This is a genomic window from Mycobacterium sp. TH-M82 (genome assembly GCF_057473605.1).
Genome location: NZ_JBYCKY010000240.1, coordinates 1 through 1,217, shown reverse-complemented (window position 1 = coordinate 1,217; position 1,217 = coordinate 1). Strand labels below are relative to the sequence as shown.

The 1,217-nt window shown below is 71.4% G+C and carries 1 protein-coding gene; it reads left to right on the top strand.

Going from position 1 to position 1,217, the window contains the following annotated elements:
- The coding region (locus tag AC2VON_RS07520) for a glycosyltransferase family 4 protein (RefSeq protein ID WP_486952384.1) at positions 1-1,071 on the top strand (1,071 nt) is incomplete at its 5' end.
- Positions 1,072-1,217 lie beyond the last annotated feature (146 nt).

The window sequence follows — 1,217 nt, the reverse complement described above, 5'->3', positions numbered from 1 at the left end:
GAGGGCGTCCGGGTGATCGCGGCCGCGCAGGACCCGCACGAGTTCGGCTTCGGCACCGACATGATGGCCTGGACCCTGGCGATGGGCCACGCGATGATCCGAGCCGGGATGGTCATCAAACGCCACGACACCGACCGGCCGTGGCGCCCCGACGTCGTGCACGCACACGACTGGCTGGTCGCCCACCCGGCCATCGCGCTGGCCCAGTTCTACGACGTGCCAATGATTTCCACGATTCACGCCACCGAAGCCGGGCGGCATTCGGGCTGGGTGTCCGGGACGATCAGCCGGCAGGTTCACGCGATCGAGTCGTGGCTGGTGCGCGAATCCGATTCGCTGATCACGTGTTCGGGGTCGATGGCCGAGGAGATCACCGAGTTGTTCGGCCCCGGCCTGGCCGGCATCACCGTGATCCGCAACGGCATCGACGTGACGCGCTGGCCGTTCGCGCCGCGCCGGCCGCGCACCGGGCCTGCCGAACTGCTCTACCTGGGCCGCCTGGAATACGAGAAGGGGGCGCACGACATCATCGCGGCCCTGCCACGGGTCAGGCGAACCCACCCCGGCACCACCTTGACCGTCGCTGGAACCGGAACCCAGCGGGACTGGCTCGTCGAACAGGCCCGACGACACCGGGTGCTGCGGGCGACCCGGTTCGTCGGCCACCTCGGCCACGCCGATCTGCTGACGGCGCTGCACCGGGCCGACGCCGCGGTGCTGCCCAGTCACTACGAGCCGTTCGGGATCGTCGCCCTGGAAGCCGCCGCGGCCGGCGCGCCGCTGGTGACCACGAACATCGGGGGGCTGGGCGAGGCAGTGATCAACGGCACAACCGGAGTGTCGTGCCCACCGCGCGACGTGGCGGGCCTGGCGTCGGCGGTGCGCACCGTACTCGACGATCCGGGGGCCGCGCAGCGGCGCGCCCGCGCCGCCCGCGAGCGGCTGACCTGCGACTTCTCCTGGCAGACGGTGGCCGAGCAGACCGCGCAGGTGTATCTGGCGGCCAAGCGCGGCGATCGGCAGCCGCGGCCCCGACTGCCGATCGCCGAGCACGCCCTGCCCGATCGCTGAAGCCCGGTCGCCGAAGCCCGGTCGCCGAAGCCCGATCGCCGAAGCCCGATCGCCGAAGCCCGATCGTTGGCTACCGTCGAGGGATGGCCCTGGAATTTTCGAGCGTGGTCGATGCGCCGCGCGATGACGTCTTCGCCTGGTACGCC